This window comes from Pullulanibacillus sp. KACC 23026 (genome assembly GCF_029094525.1).
Taxonomy (GTDB): domain Bacteria; phylum Bacillota; class Bacilli; order Bacillales; family Sporolactobacillaceae; genus KACC-23026.
Genome location: NZ_CP119107.1, coordinates 25,443 through 43,007, shown reverse-complemented (window position 1 = coordinate 43,007; position 17,565 = coordinate 25,443). Strand labels below are relative to the sequence as shown.

Sequence of the window (17,565 nt, the reverse complement as noted above, 5' to 3'; positions counted from 1 at the left end):
TTCATAGACTTGTCCATACATTTTAATTTAATATAATTGCGATTGGAAGTGTAAACTGCAGTTTCTCTCTTTTTGAAAAGATAAGAGGATAGACAAAAACCTCATTTACTTATGGTACGGTTCCCCTCTGTTAATCCGAAACGCCCTGTAAATCTGCTCAAGCAAAATGAGGCGCATGAGTTGATGGGGGAAGGTCATTTTGGAGAAGGACAGATGCGCATCGGCCCGTTTCAGAACAGCGTCGCTTAATCCATTGGACCCGCCAATTATAAAGGCTAATTTACTTTGTCCATAGGTTGCCAGCCGGTCGATCTCAGAGGCAAAGGCCTCTGATGTATGTTGCTTGCCCTGGATGGCAAGCGCAAAGCAGTAATGGTCAGGACTTAACTTCGATAAGATCTTCTCTCCTTCTGCTGCTTTCACCTGCTCAATTTCCGCCTCACTCATTGAATCTGGTGCGGGTTCGTCTGGCACTTCCACCATATTGATTTTGGCATAGGCCCCTAATCTTTTTATGTATTCATCCATTCCTTGTTTTAAGTATTTTTCTTTAATCTTTCCGACTGCTAGGATGGTTATATTCACAGGCTATCCCCTTCTATAAACAAGTTTTCCACAGAAGTTATCCACATATCCACAATTTTTATCAACATTCTGTATGGGAATACGTGTTTGTAACCACATATACAGCTCTATTCTTGCAATATTCACAGGCTGTGGATAAACTCTGTGTATGACTGACTTTCTCCAATAGTGGTGGTCTCAGGGTTGACTCTGCCGCGGCTTCTAAGGCTAGATCGACATGATCCTCACAAACAAAATAGCTCTCTTCCATTATTTCAATTCCTTTCGACTCGTTAGTTACCCTTTCTTTTTTTACTTATCCCATTTTATTATCCACATCTTATCCTCATTTTAACTTAAATGGCCCCTTTTTTCCTAATCCTGCCCCAATTAATTGGGACAGTGGCCTCCTCAAATCTAAATTAGGTCTTACCCGAAAAACTTGGGTTGCCCTAAAGAACTCATGATGTGACTTCTGTACATCTTTGGGTCACAAACAGGCGTTGTCGCCAAGTCCTAGCGAAAGCTTTAGTGAACTTGCAGCCTCGAATATGCTCGTGCTGCCTTGTGAAAAGTTCACCTTCTTCACGCAAAAAGACACGAGCCTTTTTAGACTCGTGCCTTTGACTTTTATTTTTATTGAATTAGGAGAAGGTTTTTCCGCCTAATGTAAGTGATGTGGTCTTCTTAACTCCATCGCGGTAATAGTCAACGGATACCTTCTGACCAACTTGAAGATCGGAATAGAGATAAGTTGAGAAATCAACATAGTCTTGGATCTTATGACCATTAACGGCGACGATGACGTCACCTTCCTGCAAGCCGGCTTGGGATGCAGGCGAGTTCGAGCTAATTTGAGAAATAACAAGACCTTCTTTTACGGTATTTGGAATATTTAATTGCTGGTAAGCACTCGATGACAATTGGCTTAAATCGAGTAAACCGATTCCCATGTATGGGCGTTCGACTTTACCTGTTGTTTCAAGCTGATGAATAACAGTGCTTGCTACATTGATTGGAATAGCAAATCCAATTCCCTCAACGTCTGTTTCAGCAATCTTCTCTGAGTTAATCCCAATGACTTGACCTTCGACGTTTACTAGCGCACCGCCGCTGTTACCAGGGTTAATCGCTGCATCCGTTTGAATGACTTCTGCGTTATATTGAACTTGACCGCCATTTGTTGTAACGGTTCGTTCAATCGTGCGGTTATTCGCACTTACAATTCCTTCTGTAACGGATCCTGAGAAACCAAGTGGATTTCCAATTGCCACCACCGGTTCACCGCGTTTAAGAGTATCCGAATTACCAAATTGTGCGACCGTCGTTACCTTATTGCTAGGAATACGCAAGACAGCCAAATCATAAAGAGAATCGACGCCGAGAAGCTTAGCGGTCACTTTTGTATTGTCATCAAATTGGACCTCTAGCTTTTTCGCTCCTGAAACCACGTGATTATTCGTCACGACATAAGCATATTGACCATCTTTCTTATAGATAATACCAGAGCCAACTCCTGCTTCCTGAAGCGAATTATCCATGAAGCTGCTTCCGCTCTGCATATTAATGACGGCGACAACCGCTGGAGAAACTTTGTCAACGGCTTGCACAATCGAATCATTAAGATTTAAGCTCACATTTTCTGTATTCTGAGTACCTTGAGTATTCGTTGATTGAACAGCACTTTGCTGATTAGTTGATGAATAGCTTGGCAAAAGGCCATTTCTTGCTAAGTAGGGTGAAGCAATAAAGAAGACGACAATTCCGACTAAAGCTCCAAGCAGCCCTGAAAGAAACCAGCCACTTCGTCTGTTTCTACCTGATCTATTTTGTCTCTCAGGTCCCTCATAGTCATAATCCTTATTATCGTAATATCCCATGACTCTTCCACCTGCCTTATAATATTCATTTTTAGTATACCCATCTGCTCCAACACATCAAAGATTATGGGACATTTTTCAAACTATAAGCCGCATAAAATGGTGCTCACAGTGTCTTTATAGAAATACCCTGTTTCTAGTCCCAACAAACATTTTGTCTCACAAAAAAGCAACTTTTATTTTATTTATTATAAGCCTTCTGCCTTCACCCTGCCAAAATCACTTACAAATCTGATTTTATAGGAGCTTTATTAAAATTTCTTTAATTTTTGTGTAAAATGAGCTAACTGTTATGTAAAAAATTTCATAATCCTTATAACGCTACCTTCCCCAACCATTTTACCCAATTTCAAGGAACTTAAGACTTATAATTCCACTCTAAACAAAAAACCAACCCGTTTTCAAAAATTGAAGGTGGTTGGTCATGTTGGTTTTCTTCTTCAGACGGCCGTTAAAGCGGTAGGTCGATCTGGATCTGTATCATAGATTCCTAGTGTTTCACCGATTCGAATGCCTTCTTGCTCAAGCCTCTGCTGGACACTCATGCGCGCGAGCTCTTTCATATTATTATCTTTACTTAAATGGGCCAGATAAATGCTTTGCGTGCGATTATCAAGCACCTCACATAGAGCTGATCCAGCATCTTCATTAGATATATGGCCGGAATCCCCTAATATCCGCCGTTTAATACTCCACGGATAGCGGCCTGCCATCAGCATTTCAATATCATGGTTGGCTTCGATAATGTACGTATCAGAGCCCTGTATCGTTCCCTTTATTCGGTCGGAAACATACCCTAAATCCGTTACTAACGTGAGCTGTTTTCCTCCGCCGCGAAAAACAAAGAACATCGGTTCAGCTGCATCATGTGAGACGCCAAAAGACTCGACTTCTAACTGACCAAATGATTGAACCTGACCCGTTTTAAAAATAAATTTTTGTTCAACCGGTACTTCACCAATCGATGAAGACATTGCTTTCCATGTCGCTTCATTCGCATAAATAGGCAGATGATGCCTCCTTGCAAAAATCCCCAAACCTTTGACATGGTCACTGTGCTCATGGGACACCAATATGCCATCCAGCCCTTTAGGTGACCGGTCTATCTCTTTAAAAAGCTCGTCCATTTTCTTCCCGCTTAGGCCGCAGTCAACAAGCAGCCGCTTATCCCCATACTCGACATAGACGGCATTCCCTGTACTGCCGCTAGCAAGCACACTAAAATTCATAGACATGCCGTTACTCCCCTCCATCAATTGTTTGAATCCGTCCAGTTATAGCTGTCACAAAATAACGTTTAACGTCTTGAGTGGCGGTTGTCTTTACCTCAATATACCAAGCCGGTAAATACGCGAAGGGCTGTGGCTGTGACTGGTCGCTGTTTTCACTCATGTTAATATAGCCTAATTCCACTGCTTGAATAACGGGCTTATTAATTGGAGACAGCATATTTTTTTCCCAAAGCTGTTGGATTGCCTCCATGGGTTGTACACCTAATTTTGTACTTTTCTCTTTTTTTATGTTTACAAAAGATTGGGTGTATCCCGTTATATACTTCCCTGACTTATCGAGGGTCATATCAAGGGTATTCAAATGACCGTTCGTTATGGAGAAAACAGGATGTCCATTATAGGTTTGAATAAATTTATAAATCTTTTCATCTTTATCGTAAGACCAAAACCGGTATTGGTCGCCCATGTAAACATACTCATTTAAGAAGGTTTGTTGGTCCGTTTGTGTTTCCGGAACTGAAACTTTGTTCACAAAGGTACTTTTTAAGACAGTCGACTGAGTATCTGTTGTAAACATCTGAACAGGTTTTTTCGCTGGCCCTGCAAGCGCTTTGAGGGCTTTTGATAGAGCTTTATTAGATGAGTTGCCAAAATCCTGATAAGATCCACTTAAAAAAGTGAGCGTTCCAACCGTATCTGGCAATGTCGTGTTAATTTGAATATCCTTATTTTTAATATACTGGCTAAATGAGCTTTGAGTACTGTTCTCTTGATTCTGTGCACCTTTTTGACGGCTAATCAACTGGTAAGTTAGAAAAATATCGAGCAAGAGGAAGCAAATAATGAAAATGGTTTTAGTTTTACTCCAATTCATGTGCCTCCTCCTTTATCTTCTTCAATACTATTACTGTATTTATTAAGAAAATCAGTGACCGAATACCAGGTACCATCCTTCTTAAAGAACCATCCAGGTGTATAAGTAATGGAAGCTTCATCCTGGTCAAGCGTCATTTCATATCCCAATCTAAAATCAGAGATAGACGATAAATTAAAAGCTCCCGTTTTTTTCAAAAGCTCTATACTATCCATAGGCGTTGTAACTTCTTTTGGATAAGAAGGTTTGTAACTCACCCCAACCGTTATAAGGGTCCGATCAAACTTTATGAGTTCCCCCTCATTCCAAACAAGGGATATCTGAGACTCATAATCATACGGATAAGCGTCCATAGAATAGACCGGCAGCCCATTTTCGGTAAGGCGGAAAACAACCTGTGATTGTCCTTTGGCCGGATAGCTTGTATAGTCATCAATGTTAAAGGAATTGGTCCAGCCTTTATGTCCATTGATAAATTTATAACTTTGTAAGATCGGATCACCGTTTGAGCCTGAACCGCTCGAGACCGTATAATATTGCATGACTAGTTTTTGATGGCTCGAAAGCTGACTGACCCCGTCTGAATAAGTGTTTCCACTATAAATAACCTGACGCGGATTGCTAAACAAAATCGTTTTAAACGCATCGAAACCAACTAACGAATATAAATGACTTTCTACTGACACCGTTTTTATCGGTTCGTTAGGGAGATAAACTTCTCGATCTTTCAGTCGCTTCTTAGTATAACTTAGCCAATTACTAGAATCCTTGACGCTCTTGTCATATTTATCAAAAACAGAAAGATCCCCTTTTGCATAGAATTTTGGTGTTCCGTTTTGATCCATGAAAACGACATAAGTTGTATCTTTGCTATTCTTTGCTTGATAAAGCTGAACTCGATCGATTAGCCAATCCTGACTTAATGTCGAGGCATTGGTTGAATTCAACTGAAAAAGGTCTTTTATAATGGTCGTTGAAATAGGTGTAGGAAAAAAAAGATCATACACATTCCCTGTGGGCTTTGGCATCTCAAGGTTGGGCTGAATGCTTAAGTGAGCGTCTGTCAACAGCTTGTAGAGACTATTGACCCCATTGCCAAGCATTCCTACCAGATCTTTGGGTTGATCAGCAGGGTAACGAACAATTTGATAGGGCCGAATTACGTCACTAATCGGTTTAGCTGAGGCAATATTACTAATTTTAGTCGGCTCACTTGGATTAGTTGGCGCATAATCGCCTTGGTAAGACCAAATACACCAAGTTAAGGTGAGGCTGACAACAACGAGTAAAAAAAGAGCAATTGACTTGACAATCTCACGTCTCAAACTCCATCACCTCTTCTCGATAATGGCAGCGTAAAGGAAATGGTTGTCCCTTTCGTCCACTCACTCTCTGCCCAAATATCCCCGCTATGCGCGTTGACTATTTCCTTGGCAATAGCGAGTCCTAAACCAGTCCCTCCCAATTTTCGAGATCGAGCACGGTCCACCCGATAAAAGCGGTCAAAAATTCGAGAAACATTCTCCTCAGGAATTCCAACGCCCTCATCTTTGATACTTACCACCAAATGCTGCCCCTTTGTAACGACTCTAAAAGTAATAGAACCGCCTTCTGGGGAGTATTTAATAGCGTTCGAAATAACATTGTCAATCACTTGAGTCATCTTGTCAGGGTCAATCGAGACATAAACAGCCCGTTTTGGCAGTTTTCGAATGAACTCAATGGACTGGGTTTTTGAAAACTCAAATCGGTCAATGATCGCTTGGAAAAAGGTAATAAAATTGGTTCTTTCCTTCTTTATCGATTCATCACGTGAATCCAGCTTGGACAACTGCAGCAAATCACGTACCAACCGGATCATCCGGTCGGTTTCAGTTTGGGCGACCCCAAGGAATTTCTCTGCCAAAGCACGATCATCCAGTGCCCCATCTAATAAAGCCTCTAAATAGCTTTTCATCGTCGTCAGTGGGGTGCGGAGTTCATGCGAGACATTTGCAACAAAATCTCGCCGCTCTTCTTCTATCTGCTCTTGTTCGGTTACATCGTGAAGCACCGCAATCAGACCATTATTGCCTTCATTCTTAACAACTGAAAAATTCACCCGAACCATAAGCTGTTGAAAGTCGGTGCTAAAATCAAGGATCAGTGATTCCTTCATATTATAAAGGTCTTCCAACGAATACTCGTCTTCGATCTTTAAAATTTTGAGGACAGATTCACCAAGGGCATTCTGCCGGTAGACTCGAATCAGTTGCTCAGCACGGTTATTCATTAGGATGACGTGGCCGTAATAGTCCGTTGCCACCACCCCATCCGTCATAAAGGCAAGAATGGACCGAAGCTTCCTTCGCTCCGCTTCCGTCGTGGCATTGGCTTCTTGAAGGCGTTCCGTCATGTTATTAAAAGACTGAGCTAACTGCCCTATTTCATCATCCTCATAATCCATCACACGCCTGGAAAAATCCCCCTGTGACACAGCAAGGGCCTGGCGCTTCATCAACGCAAGCGGCCGCGTAATCGTTCGAGCTAGATACCACCCTAAAACAGCTGTTACCAGTAGCGCAATACCTGTTGCCGTTGCGAGGATCTGGTTAATCCCGCGTAAATTATCGTAAACAGAATCCAAGGACTTTTCCATAAAAAGCAGACCCTGCTTATCACCTCCAATTTTTATTGGAATCGTGGCATCCATCACGCGGGTTTTTGTATCTTTATTATAAAGAGTCTGACGCTTATAGCCATTAGAGTTCATAAGATCCGCTAGAATTTGATCATTAGTGGTTCTCTTTCCAACAATGGATTGGTCTTGGCTAGTGGTCCCCAAAATGGTTCCATTGTTATCAATGACCTGGACATCTACCATATCCCGAACTTCATTTAACTGATCTTGAATACTGTTGATGAGTGCCTTTTGATCGGTTGTATTTTTTTGATTCACTTCTTTAATCGCTTCACTAATGTTATAAGAAAGCAGATTCGCTTGATTTTCCATTGATTTATCAAAGGTTTCAAGCGAATTATGCTCTAATCGATCTGTAAAATACACGCCAATTAACTGCATAGCAAGTAAAATTAATAGCGTATAAATGAGTACAACTTTAAACTGTATGGATTTAAAAAATCCTACTTTATTCATTCAAACGTCTACTCCTGATCTGGATTTTTCAAATAATAGCCGACGCCTCTTCGCGTGATAATCCAAGAAGGCCGACTCGGATTATCTTCCACCTTTTCGCGCAACCTGCGAACGGTGACGTCAACAGTCCTTACATCTCCAAAATAATCATAGCCCCATACAGTCTGCAAAAGATGCTCACGGGTCATTACCTGTCCAAGATGCTTGGCTAAGTAATGAATCAATTCAAACTCTCTGTGAGTCAGCTCAATTTCTTCCCCGCGTTTAGTGACTTTATAAGCGTCTGGATGGATGACCAAACTGCCAATCACTAGTTCATTACCTGGCTCTTCCTCTTTTGGGGCCTCTTGACTATGACGACGAAGGTTAGCTTTTACACGCGCAATCAGCTCTCGATTGCTAAAAGGCTTTGTCACATAGTCATCCGCACCCATTTCAAGTCCCAATACTTTATCTATTTCTGTATCCTTTGCTGTTAACATAATAATTGGCATGTCATACTTCTTTCGGATTTCACGGCATACTTCCATTCCATCTCGTATTGGCAGCATAACATCGAGCAAAACCATATCAGGACGTTCTTCTTCTACTTTTTGCAAAGCCTCGTCACCGTCATAAGCGCAAACGACCTCATAGCCTTCTTTTTTGAGATTAAACTCCAAAATATCAGCGATTGGCTGCTCATCATCGACAACTAGAATCTTCTTGTCCATCTCGTTCTCCTCCTAGATCATTTAGATCCCATTCAACCTCATTTTATAGAACGACAAATAAGATTAATTAAATTTATATCTATTTAACACGTTTTTTAATACCTTATAATAACACCTTTTTAATTTTAAAACACACGTTAGTTTATTTTATCATATCCGGAGAATGAAAGAAATCCAACGACATTTTTGAAAAACTTATCCTACACTTAAGGACTGCTGATGTGACGTTTCAAGAAAGTCTCAAACAGAGGGGGTCGCCAAGTCCTAGCGAGCCTCTTACTTGAATACTTTCATGATTTCCGCATCTTGCGCGCCTTAATTTTTAGATTTACAAAAAAGAGCAACCTCAAAAAGGGCTGCTCTTTTTTGTAAGGCTATATAAGATTTATCCATGGACGAACTGAGTAGGATTTTTTAAATGACCGTTTTTTTTAAACCTCAAAGTGTAAGTGAACACCGGTTGCGTCACCGGTTTCACCCATTACACCCATTTTTTGTCCTTTTCTGACCACTTGTCCTGGTCGAACATCAATTTGAAAAAGACAATTGTAAGTTGTTTCGAAACCATTGTTGTGATCGATCACAATGCGATTTCCCTATCCACCATTATCCCAACCGGCCCTTTTAACTACATTATTATCAGCGGCTAAGATTGAATGATCCGATACCCCAGCACTATCCATCCCTTTATGAAAGGTCCCCACCTTGATCCATATGGACTCGTAATAACACCACCGACAGCCGGCCATTGGATATCCCCTGTTCCTCGCGAAGATACCACTTTGGTTGAAATTAAGGGGAAGTTGGGCGAAAAAAGCCATCAAAAAAAGACATGGAATCGATCCATGTCTTTTAAGAGATGCCGGCCAGAGGACTTGAACCCCCAACCTACTGATTACAAGTCAGTTGCTCTACCAATTGAGCTAGGCCGGCAAAATATAAAATTAATGGTGGCTCGAGACGGAATCGAACCGCCGACACGAGGATTTTCAGTCCTCTGCTCTACCGACTGAGCTATCGAGCCTAAATAGGTATTAGGCGTCGGTTTGACCTTTCTAACTCTGTAAAATTTACTGATTCAATAGACGGGTAAATTTTACAACTCGCTGCTTTAAGCTTTTGTACTTTTAATCCTGTTTAAAATCACTTAGTAGTTTGGAGTGATTTTAAACAACTCTTAGCTTATGCAAAGAGGTAATGCTCGTTGCTCTACCGACTGAGCTATCGAGCCTAAATAGGTATTAGGCGTCGGTTTGACCTTTCTAACTCTGTAAAATTTACTGATTCAATAGACGGGTAAATTTTACAACTCGCTGCTTACTTAAAATTTGTTATCTCTATCTAAAATTACTTTTAACTTGTAACAAGTTTAGACAACTTTTAGCGTGCGTTTTTCTATGTATGTTAAAGTGCTGTTAAATGCTTGTTCTATGTTAGAAAAATAAATTGGTTGCGGGGGCAGGATTTGAACCTACGACCTTCGGGTTATGAGCCCGACGAGCTACCAGACTGCTCCACCCCGCGATAATATAAAAGGATGTATTTGTATGTGTCGCTTGACTAATTAAATCCTGTTTAAAATCACTTATCAATTTATGGTGATTTTAAACAACTCGCTGCTTACTCAGGAGAAGCAAATGCTCGTTGCTCCACCCCGCGATAATATAAAAGGATGTATTTGTATGTGTCGCTTGACTAATTAAATCCTGTTTAAAATCACTTATCAATTTATGGTGATTTTAAACAACTCGCTGCTTACTCAGGAGAAGCAAATGCTCGTTGCTCCACCCCGCGATAATATAAAAGTTCAATGCGACAACAAAATTAATATTACCATGTTATTTTTATTATTGCAAGCCTTTTTGAAAATATATTTACATTCAAGTTAAAAAATGGCTTTCCATTTGCTTGTATACTTATTATGTCTTAAAAGGTAGTCGCCTATTCAATAAATTTAAATTTGTTACATATAAGGGTGTGTAACGGGACTCCATGTCCGTTACACATCCCATTAAAAATTAAGCAAAAACAGGACGGACGAGGTTGGTTTGCTCACGGCCAGGTCCTACTGAAAAGATAGAGATAGGAACGCCTGTTAATTGAGACACGCGCTCTAAATAATGCCGCGCATTTTCAGGCAGTTGATCAAGGGATCGAACGCCTGTGATGTCTTCTTTCCATCCCGGTAATTCCTCATAAACCGGCTCACACTCAGCCAAAATTTTGAGACTGGCCGGATAATGCTCGATGACCTCACCATTATATTTGTAGGCAACACAAATCTTCACGGTATCAAGCCCTGTCAACACATCCAAACAATTTAGCGAGAGATCTGTCATCCCGCTGACCCGTTTAGCATGTCGGACAACAACACTATCGTACCAGCCAACTCGGCGCGGTCTTCCAGTTGTCGTACCGTACTCATGACCCACTTCACGAATCTGATCACCAATTTCGTCATGAAGCTCTGTAGGGAATGGCCCGTCCCCGACACGTGTCGTATAGGCTTTGGTTACTCCGATGACATGACCAATTTTCGTCGGTCCAACACCTGAACCAATGGTCACACCGCCAGCAACAGGGTTAGAGGAAGTGACAAAAGGATAAGTCCCTTGATCAATGTCTAACATGACGCCTTGTGCGCCTTCAAACAAGACCCGTTTTCCAAGATCTAATGCCTCATTGAGGACAACAGAGGTATCACTTACATATGGAGCGATGATTCTGCCGTATTCCAAGTATTCATCATAGAAGTCTTCCAGATTAAACCCTTCAACCTCATAAACCTTTTCAAACAAGCGGTTCTTCTCAGACAAATTCTGTGTTAATTTCTCCTTAAAGGTATCCGGTTCCAAAAGGTCAGCCATTCGAATGCCTACGCGTGCCGCTTTATCCATGTAGGCAGGACCAATTCCTTTTTTCGTCGTTCCTATTTTATTGGCCCCTTTTCTTTCCTCTTCAATCGCATCTAATTTTAAGTGATAGGGCAAAATAACATGAGCGCGATTACTGATGCGCAAATTATCTGTAGACACACCGTTTTCATGTAAGTAATTAAGTTCTTCAACAAGAGATTTAGGATTAACAACCATTCCATTTCCTATGACACAAATCTTATCCGAATAAAAAATGCCTGAAGGAATTAAATGAAGCTTATATTTTTTTCCGCCAAATACAATCGTATGTCCAGCATTATCCCCGCCTTGATAACGGGCAACAACTTCTGAGTTACCAGACAAATAATCCGTAATCTTACCTTTTCCTTCATCGCCCCACTGAGCACCCACAACAACAACAGATGACATAGTTGGCCTCCCTGTTCTCTTCAATTTGTTAACTTAATCTGAGTCAATAATCCTTTATCAGTGTATCAGCACGTCGAACAAACGTCAATCAAAAAAACGAACAATTAAACAACCACACTATAACATTGTTCGCTTTTTCACTCAGACGATTCTCCCCTCATATTATGCACCATTAACAAGGAAAAACGCACTAAATACTTGTTTTTCAGCGACCCATCCGTCTAGCAGATCTGCCCTTTGAAAGTACGTTGATACTTAAGTCTCACCCTTCAACCTTATTTAAAAATTTTCTGATCATATAAAAAAACAGCCCCCCATTCTTTAACGGGTTTACTTGTGAGATGCAAAACGCTAATTATCACCTTAAATCACCCTACTATTCACAATAAAATCACAGAAAAAAAAGACTAGTAAACGTCAAAACAACCGAATCTTTTGAGATTCGGTTGTTTTATTTTCATAAAAGGCAATCGATTACCTATTTCATTAAATGGCTAGAGCGAACTTTCTAAATAAGCGGAGAAATTCCTCTTATTTAGAAATCGACATTAAAAATAGCTAAAATAGACGGAGAAATTCCGACTATTGGCTCGAAAAATATGAAAATGGATCATTTCTTTTGGTTTAAACGGAAAAACTCCGCTTATTTACGACGAACTGAACGCTACTTTGGTTGATAACGGAAAAATCTCCGCTTATTTCAACGATCACAGGTGACTCTAAAATTTCTTGTTCAGTCCGTTTTTTACTTTAAGAACAATTCGATAATCTAACTTTTATTTTAGCATATAGATCCAAATGACTTAGTAATCAACCTACCTTTCACTTGCTCAATCACCGGTTAATTCACACACCGCCAATAATTATTTCCACCCATGTAAATTAAACTGTGATTTACGGATGAAATGGTCAATAAACATTGATATTACAATAAAAATCGCACGGTGAATGACTACGTGAAAAGCCGTGCGATTTACCTTGATAGTTAATTGTTTGCACCTCTGAAGTGAACCCGTTACCCATTCTTTAGGAAGGCTGTTTTTAATGTAAGTTCACTCAAGCTTAAGCGCCTGGTGGCATATTCCGCTCATCATGGCGTCGGTCCAAGTTCACAAACTTATTATATTCTTTGACAAAGGCGAGTTCGACTGTTCCAACAGGACCATTACGTTGCTTGGCAATAATGATCTCAATGATGTTCTGTTTCTCAGATTCTTTGTCATAATAATCATCACGATAAAGAAAGGCAACAATATCCGCATCTTGCTCAATACTACCGCTCTCTCGAATATCTGACATCATCGGGCGTTTGTCTTGGCGTGACTCAACGCCCCGTGAAAGCTGAGAAAGGGCAATAACTGGGACATTTAATTCACGCGCAAGGGCTTTTAAAGTTCGAGAGATTTCTGAGACCTCTTGCTGACGGTTCTCACTTCCCCTAGAAGAACTCCCTTGGATTAACTGCAAGTAATCGATCAAAATCATTCCGAGGCCGCGTTCTTGTTGAAGACGACGGCATTTTGCACGGATTTCATTAACACGAATCCCTGGTGTATCATCAATGTAAATCCCGGCATTAGAAAGACTTCCCATTGCCATTGTGAGCTTTTGCCAATCCGCTTCTTCCAAACGTCCTGTTCTCAGCCTTTGGGCATCAATATTTCCCTCAGCACAAAGCATACGCATAACAAGCTGCTGAGCACCCATCTCGAGACTGAAAATCGCCACATTTTCATTGGCCTTGATTGCCACATTTTGAGCAATATTTAATGCAAAAGCCGTTTTACCAACAGAAGGACGAGCGGCAACAATAATTAAATCATTTCTTTGAAAGCCTGCTGTCATACGATCGAGTTCAATAAAACCTGTTGGGATCCCGGTTACATCACCTTTGCGATTATTTAAAAGTTCAATATTATCATAGGTTTCAACTAAGACATCTTTGATCGATTGAAAAGCGGTTGACCGTTTCTTTTGTGACACTTCCAAGATTGTTTTTTCCGCATCATCTAAAATAGATTCGACTTCGTCTTCTCTCTGATAACCATCTGAAACAATCTGGGTAGCCGTTCGAATTAAACGTCTTAGTATCGCCTTCTCTTCTACAATGTGACTATAGTATTCAATATTAGCAGCCGTTGGAGCTGAATTGGCCAATTCTGTTAGGTAGCTGAGTCCACCGACCTCATCAAGCTGTTTTCGGTCTCGTAATTCCGCTGTTAAAGTGATGACATCTACGGGCTCTCCCCGTTCAGAAAGATCGAGCATGACACTATAAATTCGTTGGTGTGCGGATCGGTAGAAGTCTTCTGGTGTCAAGACCTCCGATGCCGTTACAATGCTGTTAGGTTCTAGAAATATAGCCCCAAGGACCGCTTGCTCGGCCTCTATATTACTTGGAGGGGTTCGATCCGTAAATAAATCACTCATTGGTTTATTGCTCCTTCACCTGCACTTTTAAGGTTGCCGTGACTTTAGGATGTAGTTTAATTGGCACATTCGTATAACCCAATGTCCGAATAGGCTCATTTAATTCAAGCTTACGTTTGTCCACTTTGATTTTATCTTTTTTAAGTGCCTCTGCGATCTGTTTACTAGTAATGGATCCAAAAAGGCGACCGCCCTCACCCGCTTTTGCCAAGAGGGTGACTTCTGTATTTTCAAGGGTTTCTTTAAGCGCGAGCGCTTCTTCATATTCCTTCTCGGCTTGTTTTTCTTCGCCCTTTTTCTTTAGTTCTAACTGCTTAAGATTCCCCTTATTAGCTTCAACGACTAAATTCCGAGGTATTAAATAGTTACGGGCATAACCTTCCGAAACCTCTTTTACCTCACCCTGTTTTCCTTTTCCCTTAACATCTTGTAGAAAGATAACTTTCATGCGTCTTCTCCTCCTTCAAAATATGAATCGATGACATCTATTAAAGTATTCTTTGCTTCTTCAATTGTACACGCTATTTGGGTTGCAGCATTAGTTAAATGCCCGCCGCCGCCCATTTCTTCCATCAAGATTTGGACATTAATTTCTCCAAGTGAGCGGGCACTGATACCAACTCGGTTGTCCGGCCTTACTGCAATCACAAATGCGGCTTTTATTCCATTCATGGTAAGGAGTGTGTCCGCCGTCTGGGCTAATAACACTTGATCATACGTTTTGTTTTCCTGCCCCACTGCAATGGCCAAATGCTCGCGATATAGAATCGTACTGCGTATGAGTTCGGCTCGATCATTGAATTGATTAATATCTTCTCGCAGCAGTTTTTGAACCAATATTGTATCGGCGCCATGAGCCCTTAAATACGATGCCGCATCAAACGTTCTGGATCCCGTTCTAAGGGTAAAGTTCTTTGTATCAACTGTAATCCCTGCAAGCATCGCTGTCGCTTCAATAATATCTAAATGAAATTTCTTAGGCTGATATTCAAGGAGTTCTGTAACAAGTTCTACTGTTGACGATGCATAAGGCTCCATATATACAAGCACAGGGTCCTTAATAAAGTCCTCACTGCGGCGATGGTGATCAATGACCACTACCCGGTCCGTTTTGCTAAGAAGACGTTGATCCACAACCAGGCTAGGCTTATGTGTATCCACAACAACGACTAATGTATTAGCTGTGAGTGACTCATAAGCGACATCAGGCGTTACGACCTGTGACCAGATCCGCTCGCTTTCTTGAAGCTTTTCAATAAGGCGAATGACACCAGGACCATAGTCATTTGGATCGATTACAATCGAGCCTTTTGCCTCGTTAGCCTCAACGATTTTGAGAATACCAATACCCGCACCGATTGCATCCATATCAGGCTGTTGATGCCCCATAACAAACACTTGATCACTCTCATGGATCAACTCAGACAAGGCCTGTGAGATAACACGTGCCCGCACTCTAGTTCGTTTTTCAACTGGATTGGACTTTCCACCATAAAATTGAACCTTACCTGATGGAAACTTAATCGCCACTTGATCACCGCCTCGCCCTAAGGCAAGATCCAGAGCCGACTGTGTGAGTTGACCCAATTCGAGCAGATCGGTTGCCCCTGCGCCAACACCTATACTAAGTGTCAGAGGGATCGTCTCTTTTGCGGTGACCTCTCTTGCACGGTCTAAGATATCAAAACGTGTTTTTTCTAATTCCTTCAAAATATCCTCATTCAGAACCGCAAAAAAACGATCTGATGAGAATCGTTTAAAATAGATCCCGTGTTCAAGGCTCCATTGTTTAATAATGTTTGTCACTTCATTGTTAAGCTTACTGCGAATCTGATCGTCTAACCCTTGAGTGACCTCATCATAATTATCTAAATAAATGATACCAAATACAGTTTTTTCGGCCTGATAACGCCCTTTAATTTCTTCAGCTTCAGTAATGTCAAAGAAATACAGCAATCGCTCCTCACGATGCGGCATCACTCGATAACGGCGGCGATTAATCACCAATATTTCTTCTTTCCGATCACTTTTAATGAAAGGAATGAGGGTATCTGAAATAAGATTGAGCGACTGAGAAATTAAGGACTTTTCTCCGGTTATCGAGACAAGATAGTGGTTCATCCATTCTATAACCTGTTGATCACTATATAATAAAATACCTATTGGCATCTCAAGAAGAGCTTCTTCTCCGACTTTTTTCACTCGATGGGACAGAGTGGATACATAGGCTTCAAGGTCTTGCTTCTCTCTATTTTTATATACATTAGCCAAATAAGCAGACACGATGAAGACAACCAATCCAACGATTCCCAAAATCCAATTGAATAGGCACGTCCATAGTATATAAAAAATGCTAATCGCCGTAATAGCCATTATCGGGAAACTTTGCCAACCTGGTTTCCTGTCATTTGACATACCTTCAGCTCCCAAGCTCCTATATTTATCTACTCTTGATTCGAGACCTGAAGTCGAATCCTAAGTCAATTATACCTAATATGAGAACAATATAAAGGACTGGAGGAATAAGAATAGAAAAAACAGTTATCAAATTTGGAAATAATAACCCTTGTTTCCTCTGATAAAAAAAGTAATAAATAAAGGCTAATCCCTGAATCACCATGATAATCTCTAGAATATAAAAGATATTATAGAAAACCATTGATCCTGTAGAACCCCATTTATCTCCAACCCAATACATTAAAATAAGATCTCCGAGATAGTACCAGACCAGTTGACGCTGAAACCGCCATTCTCGAAATGGCTGCCACTTTGGAAATGGGACTCTTAATCGTTTAAGGACAGCACCGGATAAAATTTCAATAATTAACGCATACATCGCAGAAATGGCAACTAGCAACGCCGGAGCAAGCTGCGACATATTCTTGGCTTGAGCACGCATGGCTTCAAATTGCTTCATCGCATCCTTATTGCCCTGTAAATAAGGGCTCATTTTCAAGGTAAGGTCGATACTCTTTAAAATCTGATTGGTTATCCAGTTAATAGGATTAATATGAAAAAGGAACGCACAAATCCCATAAGCAATTAGTAATACTACTATATTGGAACATGTTCCCGCAATCAAGAGTTGAATGGCGGAGCATTTTCGCTTTAAAAGCTCTCCCATCACCAGTCCTATGAGAAGAAAAAAGACCGCAACACATGCCCTTAATAGGTCCGTTACCAAGATGGTAATAATAAAACAAGACAAGAACACAATGAGTCCTGACTTATATCCTTGTTTAGAAGTGAAATACATGATCGGAATAGGCAGAAGAAATATACTGATGATCCCAATGATTGGAACATAAGAGGTAAGCAATAAAATAATGACAAATAAAACCGTCGAGGCTGCCCCTTCTGTGATCATTCTTGTTCGATTGGCCAACACTCTCACCTGCTTTTACAATTTATCCGTTCTCTAACTAAAAATG

The 17,565-nt window shown here is 40.8% G+C and carries 14 protein-coding genes and 3 tRNA genes; all 17 read right to left on the bottom strand.

The window, feature by feature from the left end; translation table 11 throughout:
* Positions 1-105: 105 nt before the first annotated feature.
* On the bottom strand, positions 106-585 hold the full coding sequence (rlmH, locus tag PU629_RS00215; protein ID WP_275282251.1) for a 23S rRNA (pseudouridine(1915)-N(3))-methyltransferase RlmH: 480 nt from the start codon (positions 583-585) through the stop codon (positions 106-108).
* Positions 586-646: 61 nt separating this feature from the next.
* Complete coding sequence (locus tag PU629_RS00210) at positions 647-835, bottom strand: CxxH/CxxC protein (RefSeq protein WP_275282250.1); 189 nt, start codon at positions 833-835, stop codon at positions 647-649.
* Positions 836-1,208: 373 nt separating this feature from the next.
* Positions 1,209-2,444, bottom strand: a complete 1,236-nt coding sequence (locus tag PU629_RS00205) for a S1C family serine protease (protein ID WP_275282249.1) — start codon at positions 2,442-2,444, stop codon at positions 1,209-1,211.
* Positions 2,445-2,884: 440 nt separating this feature from the next.
* Positions 2,885-3,679 (bottom strand): MBL fold metallo-hydrolase, encoded by a 795-nt coding sequence (locus tag PU629_RS00200; RefSeq protein ID WP_275282248.1) that lies wholly within the window; start codon positions 3,677-3,679, stop codon positions 2,885-2,887.
* A gap of 4 nt (positions 3,680-3,683) precedes the next feature.
* Positions 3,684-4,550, bottom strand: coding sequence for a two-component system regulatory protein YycI (locus PU629_RS00195; RefSeq protein ID WP_275282247.1), 867 nt, complete (start codon positions 4,548-4,550; stop codon positions 3,684-3,686).
* On the bottom strand, positions 4,547-5,875 hold the full coding sequence (locus tag PU629_RS00190) for a YycH family regulatory protein (RefSeq protein ID WP_275282246.1): 1,329 nt from the start codon (positions 5,873-5,875) through the stop codon (positions 4,547-4,549). Before PU629_RS00190 ends, PU629_RS00195 begins: the two co-directional genes overlap by 4 nt.
* A complete protein-coding gene (gene walK / locus PU629_RS00185) occupies positions 5,872-7,686 on the bottom strand; it encodes a cell wall metabolism sensor histidine kinase WalK (protein ID WP_275282245.1) in 1,815 nt (604 codons plus the stop codon). The genes PU629_RS00190 and walK overlap by 4 nt, the downstream gene beginning before the upstream one ends.
* Before the next feature lie 8 nt (positions 7,687-7,694).
* Positions 7,695-8,399, bottom strand: a complete 705-nt coding sequence (gene yycF, locus PU629_RS00180) for a response regulator YycF (RefSeq protein WP_275282244.1) — start codon at positions 8,397-8,399, stop codon at positions 7,695-7,697.
* Positions 8,400-8,830: 431 nt separating this feature from the next.
* Positions 8,831-8,983, bottom strand: coding sequence for a M23 family metallopeptidase (locus PU629_RS22450; protein WP_343076299.1), 153 nt, complete (start codon positions 8,981-8,983; stop codon positions 8,831-8,833).
* 276 nt (positions 8,984-9,259) lie between these two features.
* Positions 9,260-9,332: transfer RNA gene (locus tag PU629_RS00170), tRNA-Thr, on the bottom strand.
* A 15-nt stretch (positions 9,333-9,347) separates the two neighbouring features.
* Positions 9,348-9,423 (bottom strand) — tRNA-Phe (locus PU629_RS00165).
* 423 nt (positions 9,424-9,846) lie between these two features.
* Positions 9,847-9,923: transfer RNA gene (locus PU629_RS00160), tRNA-Met, on the bottom strand.
* A gap of 494 nt (positions 9,924-10,417) precedes the next feature.
* Complete coding sequence (locus PU629_RS00155) at positions 10,418-11,704, bottom strand: adenylosuccinate synthase (protein WP_275282243.1); 1,287 nt, start codon at positions 11,702-11,704, stop codon at positions 10,418-10,420.
* Between the two features lie 1,062 nt (positions 11,705-12,766).
* Complete coding sequence (gene dnaB, locus PU629_RS00150; RefSeq protein WP_275282242.1) at positions 12,767-14,134, bottom strand: replicative DNA helicase; 1,368 nt, start codon at positions 14,132-14,134, stop codon at positions 12,767-12,769.
* A 4-nt stretch (positions 14,135-14,138) separates the two neighbouring features.
* Positions 14,139-14,582: a 50S ribosomal protein L9 gene (rplI, locus tag PU629_RS00145; protein WP_275282241.1), complete on the bottom strand. Its 444-nt coding sequence runs from the start codon at positions 14,580-14,582 to the stop codon at positions 14,139-14,141.
* On the bottom strand, positions 14,579-16,549 hold the full coding sequence (locus tag PU629_RS00140; RefSeq protein WP_275282240.1) for a DHH family phosphoesterase: 1,971 nt from the start codon (positions 16,547-16,549) through the stop codon (positions 14,579-14,581). The genes rplI and PU629_RS00140 overlap by 4 nt, the downstream gene beginning before the upstream one ends.
* 25 nt (positions 16,550-16,574) lie before the next feature.
* On the bottom strand, positions 16,575-17,519 hold the full coding sequence (locus PU629_RS00135; RefSeq protein ID WP_275282239.1) for a YybS family protein: 945 nt from the start codon (positions 17,517-17,519) through the stop codon (positions 16,575-16,577).
* Positions 17,520-17,565: the final 46 nt, after the last annotated feature.

What these genes read in the sequence shown, in the direction of transcription:
- yycF (WP_275282244.1), bottom strand. Translation starts at nt 8,399, where the DNA reads ATGGACAAGAAGATTCTAGTTGTCGATGATGAGCAGCCAATCGCTGAT.
- PU629_RS00195 (WP_275282247.1), bottom strand. Translation starts at nt 4,550, where the DNA reads ATGAATTGGAGTAAAACTAAAACCATTTTCATTATTTGCTTCCTCTTG.
- dnaB (WP_275282242.1), bottom strand. Translation starts at nt 14,134, where the DNA reads ATGAGTGATTTATTTACGGATCGAACCCCTCCAAGTAATATAGAGGCC.
- PU629_RS00155 (WP_275282243.1), bottom strand. Translation starts at nt 11,704, where the DNA reads ATGTCATCTGTTGTTGTTGTGGGTGCTCAGTGGGGCGATGAAGGAAAA.
- PU629_RS00200 (WP_275282248.1), bottom strand. Translation starts at nt 3,679, where the DNA reads ATGTCTATGAATTTTAGTGTGCTTGCTAGCGGCAGTACAGGGAATGCC.
- PU629_RS00210 (WP_275282250.1), bottom strand. Translation starts at nt 835, where the DNA reads ATGGAAGAGAGCTATTTTGTTTGTGAGGATCATGTCGATCTAGCCTTA.
- rplI (WP_275282241.1), bottom strand. Translation starts at nt 14,582, where the DNA reads ATGAAAGTTATCTTTCTACAAGATGTTAAGGGAAAAGGAAAACAGGGT.
- PU629_RS00140 (WP_275282240.1), bottom strand. Translation starts at nt 16,549, where the DNA reads ATGTCAAATGACAGGAAACCAGGTTGGCAAAGTTTCCCGATAATGGCT.
- PU629_RS00205 (WP_275282249.1), bottom strand. Translation starts at nt 2,444, where the DNA reads ATGGGATATTACGATAATAAGGATTATGACTATGAGGGACCTGAGAGA.
- walK (WP_275282245.1), bottom strand. Translation starts at nt 7,686, where the DNA reads ATGAATAAAGTAGGATTTTTTAAATCCATACAGTTTAAAGTTGTACTC.